General features: G+C 75.2%; 11 protein-coding genes. 2 read left to right on the forward strand and 9 right to left on the reverse strand.

Translation table 11 applies throughout. The features are described 5' to 3' along the window. Positions 1 to 18 precede the first annotated feature (18 nt). A complete protein-coding gene (locus AC3ERT_RS02055) occupies positions 19 to 675 on the forward strand; it encodes a precorrin-8X methylmutase (protein ID WP_435172380.1) in 657 nt (218 codons plus the stop codon). Further along, positions 672 to 2246: a precorrin-2 C(20)-methyltransferase gene (locus AC3ERT_RS02060; RefSeq protein ID WP_435127632.1), complete on the forward strand. Its 1575-nt coding sequence runs from the start codon at positions 672 to 674 to the stop codon at positions 2244 to 2246. The genes AC3ERT_RS02055 and AC3ERT_RS02060 overlap by 4 nt, the downstream gene beginning before the upstream one ends. A gap of 68 nt (positions 2247 to 2314) precedes the next feature. Here the strand turns inward: AC3ERT_RS02060 and AC3ERT_RS02065 are convergent, their stop codons facing one another. From AC3ERT_RS02065 to AC3ERT_RS02105, 9 genes are all read right to left on the reverse strand, one after another. Next, positions 2315 to 3052, reverse strand: a complete 738-nt coding sequence (locus AC3ERT_RS02065; RefSeq protein ID WP_435127630.1) for a cobalt-precorrin-6A reductase — start codon at positions 3050 to 3052, stop codon at positions 2315 to 2317. 285 nt (positions 3053 to 3337) lie between these two features. Next, entirely contained in the window at positions 3338 to 4081 is a 744-nt protein-coding gene (gene cobM / locus AC3ERT_RS02070) for a precorrin-4 C(11)-methyltransferase (RefSeq protein WP_435172381.1), read from the reverse strand. Beyond that, positions 4078 to 5337: a precorrin-6y C5,15-methyltransferase (decarboxylating) subunit CbiE gene (gene cbiE / locus AC3ERT_RS02075; protein ID WP_435172382.1), complete on the reverse strand. Its 1260-nt coding sequence runs from the start codon at positions 5335 to 5337 to the stop codon at positions 4078 to 4080. Before cbiE ends, cobM begins: the two co-directional genes overlap by 4 nt. Positions 5338 to 5425: 88 nt before the next feature. Beyond that, entirely contained in the window at positions 5426 to 5989 is a 564-nt protein-coding gene (locus AC3ERT_RS02080) for a dihydrofolate reductase family protein (protein WP_435172383.1), read from the reverse strand. Between the two features lie 155 nt (positions 5990 to 6144). Continuing rightward, the gene (locus AC3ERT_RS02085; RefSeq protein ID WP_335971434.1) at positions 6145 to 6555 is read right to left on the reverse strand and encodes a rodlin; all 411 of its coding nucleotides are present in this window, start codon (positions 6553 to 6555) and stop codon (positions 6145 to 6147) included. Between the two features lie 154 nt (positions 6556 to 6709). Then, positions 6710 to 7060 (reverse strand): hypothetical protein, encoded by a 351-nt coding sequence (locus AC3ERT_RS02090; protein ID WP_335971436.1) that lies wholly within the window; start codon positions 7058 to 7060, stop codon positions 6710 to 6712. A 310-nt stretch (positions 7061 to 7370) separates the two neighbouring features. After that, positions 7371 to 7859 (reverse strand): chaplin, encoded by a 489-nt coding sequence (locus tag AC3ERT_RS02095; protein WP_335971439.1) that lies wholly within the window; start codon positions 7857 to 7859, stop codon positions 7371 to 7373. Between the two features lie 142 nt (positions 7860 to 8001). Beyond that, on the reverse strand, positions 8002 to 8241 hold the full coding sequence (locus tag AC3ERT_RS02100) for a chaplin (RefSeq protein WP_335971441.1): 240 nt from the start codon (positions 8239 to 8241) through the stop codon (positions 8002 to 8004). Between the two features lie 370 nt (positions 8242 to 8611). Next, a complete protein-coding gene (locus tag AC3ERT_RS02105; protein ID WP_335971443.1) occupies positions 8612 to 9022 on the reverse strand; it encodes a rodlin in 411 nt (136 codons plus the stop codon). Positions 9023 to 9026 lie beyond the last annotated feature (4 nt).

Here is a 9026-nt window from a genome sequence, read left to right on the forward strand (position 1 = left end):
GAGACCACCGTGCCCCCTGTGCCCCCGGTCCCCCCGGGCTCCGCGTACCCCTACGCGTACGAGAAGGACGGTGCGGCCATCTACCGCCGCTCCTTCGCCACGATCCGCGCCGAGGCGGACCTCGGCGGGCTGCCCGCGGACGTCGCCCAGGTCGCGGTGCGGATGATCCACGCCTGCGGCATGGTCGACCTGGTCGCCGACCTGGCGTACTCGCCCGGCGTGGTCGCGCGGGCCCGCGCGGCGCTGCGGGCCGGGGCGCCGATCCTCTGCGACGCCGCGATGGTCGCCAGCGGGGTGACCCGCAAGCGGCTGCCCGCGGACAACGAGGTGATCTGCACGCTGGGCGACCCGTCGGTGCCCGCGCTCGCCGCGGACCTCGGCACCACCCGCACCGCGGCGGCCCTGGATTTGTGGCGGGACCGGCTGGAGGGCGCGGTCGTGGCGGTCGGCAACGCGCCCACCGCGCTGTTCCGGCTGCTCGAACTCGTCGCCGCGGGCGGCCCGCGGCCGGCCGCGGTCATCGGCGTCCCGGTCGGCTTCGTCGGCGCGGCCGAGTCGAAGCAGGCCCTGGCCGCCGACCCGTCGGCCCTCGAGTACCTGGTGGTGCACGGCAGGCGCGGCGGCAGCGCCATCGCGGCCGCCGCGCTCAACGCGATCGCGAGCGAGGAAGAATGAGCAGCCGTCCGTCAGCGGCCCACGAGACGGCCGCATCCGACAGCGTGGGGCGGCTCTACGGGGTCGGCCTGGGCCCCGGCGACCCGAAGCTGCTGACCGTACGCGCCGTGGAGGTGATCTCGGCGGCCGACGTGGTGGCGTACCACAGCGCGCGGCACGGCCGGTCGATCGCCCGCGGGATCGCGGCGGGGTACCTGCGCGCGGGCCAGATCGAGGAGCAGCTCGTCTACCCGGTCACCACCGAGACCACCGACCACCCCGGCGGCTACCAGGGCGCGATGGAGGAATTCTACGAGCAGGCCGCGGCGCGGCTGGCGGCGCACCTGGACGCGGGGCGCAGCGTGGCCGTGCTGGCGGAGGGCGACCCGCTCTTCTACGGGTCGTACATGCACATGCACAAGCGGCTGGCCGACCGGTACCCGACGGAGGTGGTGCCCGGGGTGACGTCGATGGCGGGCGCGGCCGCGCGGCTGGGGGCGCCGCTGGTGGAGGGCGAGGAGTCGCTGACGGTGCTGCCCGGCACGCTGCCGGAGGAGGAGCTGGCCGCGCGGCTGGCGGCGGCGGACACCGCGGTGGTGCTGAAGCTGGGCCGGACGTTCCCGGCGGTGCGGCGGGCGCTGGAGCGCTCGGGGCGGCTGGCGGACGCGCGGTACGTCGAGCGGGCCACGATGGCCGGTGAGCGGACCGCGGAACTCGCCGAGGTGGACCCGGAGTCGGTGCCGTACTTCGCGGTGGCGGTGCTGCCGAGCCGGGGCGGCGCGACGGAGCCGCGGACGGCCGTACCCGCGGCGGTGTCCGAGGCGGACGCCGACGGCGGCGGGCGCGGGCAGGTCGTGGTCGTGGGCACCGGTCCGGCCGGGCCGCTGTGGCTGACCCCCGAGACGCGCGGCGCGCTGGCCGCCGCGGACGACCTGGTCGGCTACACCACCTACCTGGACCGGGTGCCGGTGCGGTCCGGCCAGCGGCGGCACGGCAGCGACAACAAGGTGGAGGCCGAGCGCGCCGAGTTCGCCCTCGACCTGGCCCGCAGGGGGCGGCGGGTGGCCGTGGTCTCCGGCGGCGACCCGGGGGTCTTCGCGATGGCCACCGCCGTGGTGGAGGCGGCCTCGCAACCGCCGTACCAGGACGTGCCGATACGGGTGCTGCCCGGTGTGACCGCGGCGAACGCGGCGGCCGCGCGGGTCGGTGCGCCGCTCGGCCACGACTACGCGACCGTCTCCCTGTCGGACCGGCTCAAACCGTGGGAGGTCATCGCCGAGCGGCTGCGGGCGGCTGCCGCCGCGGACCTGGTGCTGGCGCTGTACAACCCGGGCTCCAGGAGCCGCACCTGGCAGGTGGCCAAGGCGCGCGAACTCCTGCTGGAGCACCGTGCTCCCGACACGCCCGTGGTGGTCGCCCGCGACGTCGGCGGGCCGGGGGAGCGGGTGCGGATCGTCCGCCTCGCCGAACTGGACCCGGACGAGGTCGACATGCGCACCCTGCTGATCGTCGGGTCGTCCCAGACCAGGACCGTGGTGCGCGGGGGCGGCGAGCAGGTCGTCTGGACGCCGCGGACCTACCCCCGGGACTGACGGCGCCCTCCCCCGGGCGCCGGACCACCCGCAGCGCTGAGGGCACCGCGCACCCCGCCGCCGTGCCCTCAGCCCACCCGCTCCCGCACCCACCGCGCCGCCCGCTCCACGTCCTGGGCGACCTCCACCCCCGCCACCCCCGGCGGCCGGCGCACCACCACCACCGGCAGCCCCGCCTCCCGTGCCGCCACCAGCTTCGCGGCGGTCGCCGCACCCCCGCTGTCCTTCGTCACCAGCACCCCGATCCGGTGCTCCCGCAGCACCTCCCGCTCCCCCTGGAGCGTGTACGGGCCCCGGTCCAGCAGCACCGTCATCCGCCGCGGCACCTCGCCCTCCGGCGGGTCCACCGACCGCACCAGGAACCACAGGCCGTCCAGCCCGGCGAAGGCCGCGAGGCCGCTGCGGCCGGTCGTCAGGAACACCCGGTCCGACAGGTCCGGCAGCAACTGCGCGGCCTGGGCGAGCGAGTCCGCGAAGCGCCAGTCGTCGCCGGGGACCGGGGTCCAGCCGGGGCGGCGCAGCGCCAGCAGCGGCACTCCCGTGCGGGTGGCCGCCTCCGCGGCGTTGGCGCTGATCCGCTCCGCGAAGGGGTGCGTCGCGTCCACCACGGCGTCCACGTGGTGCTCGCGCAGCCAGCGCGCCATTCCCTCGACGCCGCCGAAGCCGCCGATCCGGACGTTGCCCTCCGGGAGGGTGGGGGCCGCCACGCGCCCGGCGAGCGACGACGTCACGGTGCGCTCGCGCGCGGCCAGGAGCCGGGCGAGTTGCCTCGCCTCGGTCGTACCTCCGAGCACCAGCACATGCACGGGGCCACCCTAATGTTCCACGTGGAACACCCGAGCGACTGCCCCCTGCGGTGCGTGTGCGCCTGCCGGTGCGTCGTGGCTCGTCGCGCAGTTCCCCGCGCCCCTGATCAAGCTGCTCGCCGCCGCCAAGCGCGGGTAGCAGCGCGCCGCGAACCAACCGCCCCCAGGGGCGCGAGGAACTGACCGACCACCCCAAGGGGCACCACCCAGGGGCGCGGGGAACTGCGCGACGAGCCACCGCCGGGGGGGTGGTCCCGCGACCGCAGGGGGCGGGGTGGCGGGGGGTCAGGGGCGCCCCCGGAGGGGGGAGTAGAGGTGGCTGTCGGGGAAGGAGGAAGCCCCCAGGGTGCGCCCGACGATGATGACGGCGGTGCGGCGGATGCCCGCCTCCGTGAGCTGGCCGGCGATCGTGGCGAGGGTCCCGCGCAGGACGACCTCGTCCGCCCGGCTCGCGTAGGCGACCACCGCGGCGGGGCAGTCCGCGCCGTAGTGCGGGAGGAGTTCGGCGACGACGCGCTCGGCGTACCCGGCCGCGAGGTGGAGCACGAGGAGCGCACCGCTGGCCGCGAGGGTCGGCAGGTCCTCCCCGGGCGGCATGGGCGTGGCCCGCTGCGCCACCCTCGTGAGGATCACGGTCTGCCCGACCGCCGGCACCGTCAACTCCCGCTTGAGCGCGGCCGCCGCGGCGGCGAACGCCGGCACCCCGGGGACCACCTCGTACGGCACCTCGGCGGCGTCGAGCCGCCGCATCTGCTCGGCGACCGCGCTGAACACCGACGGGTCCCCGGAGTGCAGCCGCGCCACGTCGTGGCCGTCGCGGTGCGCGCGCACCAGCGCCTCGGTGATGGCGTCGAGATCCATCCGCGCGGTGTCCACGAGTTCGGCGCCGGGCGGGCAGTCCGCGAGCAGGTCGCGCGGCACCAGGCTCCCCGCGTACAGACAGACCCGGCAGGAGGCGAGCAGCCGCGCGCCGCGCACCGTGATGAGGTCGGCGGCGCCGGGCCCGGCGCCGATGAAGTACACGGTCATACGTCTGCCCCTCCTACGGGTCCTGCGGGTGCGGCCGGTTTGACCACGGCCCACTGGGTGACCGGCATCGCCTGCCGCCAGCCGGTGAAGCCGCCGACGGGTGCGGCGTGCGCGACCGAGAGCCGTACGAGCTCCCCGCCGCGGCGGCGGTAGTGCGCGGCGAGCAGCGCCTCGGACTCCAGGGTGACCGTGTTGGCCACGAGGCGGCCCCCCGCGGGAAGCGCGTCCCAGCAGGTGTCGAGCAGCCCGGGCGCGGTGAGCCCGCCGCCGACGAACACGGCGTCGGGCACCGGGAGTTCGGCGAGCGCGGCGGGCGCGGCACCGACGGCGACCCGCAGCGCGGGCACGCCGAGCCGGTCGGCGTTGGCGGTGATCCGGGCGGCGCGGACCGGGTCGCGCTCCACGCTGACGGCCCGGCAGGACGGGTGCGTGCGCATCCACTCGATCGCGATGGAGCCGGAGCCGCCGCCGACGTCCCAGAGCAGTTCGCCGGGCACGGGCGCCAGCGCGGCGAGGGTGGCGGCGCGCACATGGCGCTTGGTGAGCTGGCCGTCGTGGTCGTACGCCTCGTCCGGCAGCCCGGGTACGGCGCCCAGCCGCGGCGCGGCGGTGTCGCGGCGGCAGTCGACGGCGACCACGTTGAGCGGGTCGCCGGGCGGGTGCGGCCAGTCGGCGGCGGTGCCGTCGGCGGCCACCTGTTCGCGGGGGCCGCCGAGTTGCTCCAGCACCCGCAGCCGGCTCGGCCCGAAGCCGCGGTCGCGCAGCAGCGCGGCGACCTCGGCGGGGGTCGCGGCGCCGGCGCTGAGCACGAGCAGCCGGCGGCGGTCGTGCAGGGCGGCGGCCAGCGCGGCGACCGGGCGGCCGACGGCCGAGACGACCGCGGTGTCCTCGACCGGCCAGCCGAGCCGGGCGCAGGCGTAGGAGACGGACGAGGGGTGCGGCAGCACCCGCAGCGCGGCGGGGCCCGCGGTCTGCGCCAGCGCCCGGCCGATGCCGTGGAAGAACGGGTCGCCGCTGGCCAGCACCGCGAGCCGGCGGCCGGCGTGCGCGGCGAGCAGGGCGGGCACCGCGGGCCGCAGCGGCGACGGCCACGGCAGCCGCTGCCCGGTGCACTCCGGCGGCAGCAGGTCGAGTTGGCGCGGGCCGCCGATCACCGTGTCCGCGGCGCGCAGCGCGGCCCGGGAGGTCTCGGGCAGCCCGTCCCAGCCGTCGGCGCCGATGCCGACGACGGTCACCGGCGCGGGGTCGGAGCTCACGCGGACACCTCGGAGGGGGGAAGCAGCAGGTCAGCAGGACCCTACCGACCGCGGGCCGGAACCGTCGCGCCGGGTGCGGCGCCGCTGCTCAGGCCGGGCCGACGGCGTAGGTCAGATAGGCGAAGCCGCCGACCTGCTCGGCGGAGGTCAGGGTGAGGCGGTCGGACCCCAGCCGCCGCGGCAGCAGCGGGGCGCCGCCGGTGAGGAGGACCGGTGCGACACCGAGCACCAGCTCGTCGAGCAGCCCTTCGTCGGCGAACCGGCCCACCAGCTCACCGCCGCCCATCAGCCAGATCGTGCGGTCCCCGGCGGCCGCGGCCATCGCGTCGTGGACCGGGCGGACGTCGCCGCGGACGAAGGTGATGTCGGCGCCGGGCACGGCCGGCAGCTCGCGGTGGGTGAAGACCCAGCACGGCGTGCTGCCGTACCACTCGCGCCACTTCTCGGGCTGCCGCAGCAACTGCTCGTGCTCCAGCACCCACTCGTAGGTGGTGGCGCCGAGGGCGAAGGCACCGACGGTGCCGTAGAACGCCGGGAAGCGGCTGCTGCCCTCGCCGCCCCGGTCGGCCGTGAAGAGCCAGTCGAGCGAGCCTGCCTCGTCCGCGATGCGGCCGTCGATGCTCGTCGCCGTGAAGTACGTCGTCTTGGGCATCGTCCGACCGTAGCGGCAGGCGCCGACAGCGGCCGGGCACGGCGACGGGCCGCCGGCGAGGGGGGAAGGCCGGCGGCCCGTACGGGTGGAGCGGGCCGGTTCGGCTCGGGGGGCGAGCGTCACCGGCCGGGGGCCGCGGTGCGGCCGGGGGTGCTTCAGTGGTTGGCCACGCCGTTGCCGGACAGGACCGGGATGTTGCTCAGGATGTGGGAGAGCGGCTCGTCGCCCTGCGCCTGGGTGGAGTTCTCGGTGCACTGCTGGTTCTGCGGCGAGGTCAGCACGTTGATGTCCTGGACGGTGATCGGCACGAGGCCGACCAGCGAGCCGACGTTGGCCTTGACCGGCACGCCGAGGCACGGCTTGTTCAGGGTGCCCTGGACCAGGCCGATCTGGGGGCTCTGGGTGCCACCGGTCAGGGTGTTGCCGAACGACTGCTCGGCGCCGTTGCCGTTCACCGTGGTGGTGCCCTCGTCGTTGCCGATCGCCATGGCCTGCGGGGCGGCGGTGGCACCGACAGCGACGACCGACGCGGCGAGAGCAGCACCGGCAAGCATCTTCTTGATCATTGTTGTCCCTTTTTTTGGTGCTTGTCGCACTGTTCTGGAAGGTCTGGAGCGACCTGATCAACCGCTCCAGCGGGTTTTGGTTCCGGCCTTTCACTCCGACGGGGTAACAACCGGGTGGGAAGGGCCGGGCGGGCCGGAGAACCGGCGGGCGGGATCAGCCGAGCGGGAGGCTGCCGAGCGGAAGACCGCCGAGCAGCGTGCCGCCGGGCACGGCGCCGGTGGCACCCGAAAGGGCGGACCCGGCGGGGCCGGTGGCGCCCTGCAAGGAGTCGGTGGCGCCCTGGAGGGTGTTCAGGACGGACTGGACGTGCGTGGCGTCCGCGACCTTCTGCAACGGCTGCTCGTTGAGCGCCTGGTCCACTCCGCCGTTGATGCTCGTGGGCATCGTCGACATGTTGTCGACCGAGACGGGGGCGCTGGCGGTGTCGTCCGCAAAGGCAGGTGCGGCCACCCCGGCCGCCATCACCGAACCGGCCAGTACCGCCGCAACCTTCGAGTACTTCACTTGCCACCCTTTCCTTAGCCGAGAGCCGGCGACCCGACCCTGGGAAGTCGGGGTGCCGTGGAACGCCGTCGGAGCGCCGAAGTCCGGCACGCTGAACAACGACCGCGCCGATCCACAGGAAACGGAAATCAGGCCACCGCCGCGACAATCACCCTTACGTGCGGAACCTCGGCGCATTTCTCGTACTAGCCGCTTTTCCCGGGCGAAAGGGCGGCGCCCCGCCGGAGCGGTCGGCGGGAGCGGTCGGCGGTCGGGCCGGCAGCCTGGGTCGGCAGCCGGCGGTCAGCGGTCAGCGGTCAGCGGTCTGCGGTCAGCGGTTGCGGGGGGAGGTGCGCGCGGAGCGCGCCGCGGTGTGGGAACGCCGGTAGAGCAGCGCCCCGCCCAGCAGCAGGGCGGCGCCCGCGGCACCCGCGAAGCCCGCCGTGTGGCCGTTCAGCCCGGTCTCGGCCAGCTGGTGGTGCTGCACCGGGGTGGCCGGCGGGGTCTTCGACGGTGTGGGCGGGTTCTCCGTGCGCGGCGGCGGCACCTGCGCGGGCGGTGTGGTCGGCGCCGGGGACGAGGTGTTGCCGCAGGAGTTGCCGAACGAGGGGTTCAGCAGCCCGGGGGCGTCGACCGTGTTGCCGCACGCGTTGACCGGCACGTCCACCGGGACCTGCACGGAGTTGCCCGACAGCAGGCCGGGCGAACCGGTCGCGGTGCTGTCGGCGCCGGAATCCGCCTGTGCGTACCCCCCGGTCGCGGCAAGGACGCTGCTCGCGGCAGCGACGGTGAGCAGACTCCGGCTCAGGATCTGTCGCATCGACTCTTCTTTCGACTTCGCTTCTCAGGGGCGCGCGGCGCTTCGCGGGCCCCCGCCAGACGCACCGCCCCGGGGCGCGAAGAGATGCGGCGCTCCGGGGCGGTACCTGATCAGGGCGCTGTCGCGGCCTGCCAGGCGGACGTCAGTTGTCGGCGTTGACGCACGTGTTGCCGAACGCGGGGTTCAGCAGCGCGATGATGTTGATGGTGTTGCCGCACAGGTTGACCGGGACGTGCACCGGGACCTGGACGACGTTGCCCGACAGCACGCCCGGCGAGCCGGCCGCGACGGCGCCGGCGCCGGAGCTGGCGAACGCGGGGACAGCGGCACCGGCCGCCATCAGGGTGCCGGCGGCGACCGCTGCGACCTTCGTGTACTTCACGGTGAACTCCTTTTCCGGAAACGGCGTCGTGCACCGCCACGGCCTTCGTGACGGTTCGCCGGGCATTTCCCACACCCGAGCACACCGCTGCCGACCGGATCAACGACCACCCCGGTGCCGAGGAAACTGCCAAACGGCCGCCGAAACACGCGATCCACCCGAATGGCCGGTGGAACTCGTCCGGTTCCCGCGATATCCGCGCCCGCCCGACCGCCGCGCAATGCCGGGCCCGCCGGAATTCCTTCCGGCGCGCGCCGGAAACGGCGACGGCCCCGGTCCGCCCGACGGGGATGTCGGGCGCCGGGGCCGTACGGAGCCGGGCGGACCGGCGGCACCGGTCGGCTGCCTGGCCGGTCGGCGGTCGGCCGGGTCAGTGGTTGGCCGTGCCGTTGCCGGACAGGATCGGCAGCTGGTCGAGGAGGTGCGACAGCGGCTCGTCACCCTGGGTCTGGGTGGAGTTCTCGGTGCACTGCTGGTTCTGCGGCGACGTCAGCACGTTGAGGTCCTGGATGCTGATCGGCACGACGCCGACGAGCGAGCCGAGGTTGGCCTTGGCCGGCAGGGCGATGCAGGGCTTGTTGAGCGAGCCCTGGATCAGCGCGAACGACGGGCTCATCACACCGCTGGTGTAGGTGTTGCCGTAGTTCTGCTCGGAGCCGTTGCCGTTGGCGGTGGTGGTGCCGTGGTCGTCACCGATGGCCATCGCGCCGGGGGCGACCGTCGCGGAGACACCCGCGAGCGAGGCCGCGACGGCGGCCGTGGCGAGGATCTTCTTGATCACGATA

It is taken from the genome of Actinacidiphila sp. bgisy145, from assembly GCF_057708125.1.

Coding starts and splice junctions, on each gene's coding strand:
- AC3ERT_RS02060 (WP_435127632.1), top strand. CDS start 672: ATGAGCAGCCGTCCGTCAGCGGCCCACGAGACGGCCGCATCCGACAGC.
- AC3ERT_RS02085 (WP_335971434.1), bottom strand. CDS start 6,555: ATGATCAAGAAGATGCTTGCCGGTGCTGCTCTCGCCGCGTCGGTCGTC.
- AC3ERT_RS02080 (WP_435172383.1), bottom strand. CDS start 5,989: ATGCCCAAGACGACGTACTTCACGGCGACGAGCATCGACGGCCGCATC.
- AC3ERT_RS02095 (WP_335971439.1), bottom strand. CDS start 7,859: ATGCGACAGATCCTGAGCCGGAGTCTGCTCACCGTCGCTGCCGCGAGC.
- cobM (WP_435172381.1), bottom strand. CDS start 4,081: ATGACCGTGTACTTCATCGGCGCCGGGCCCGGCGCCGCCGACCTCATC.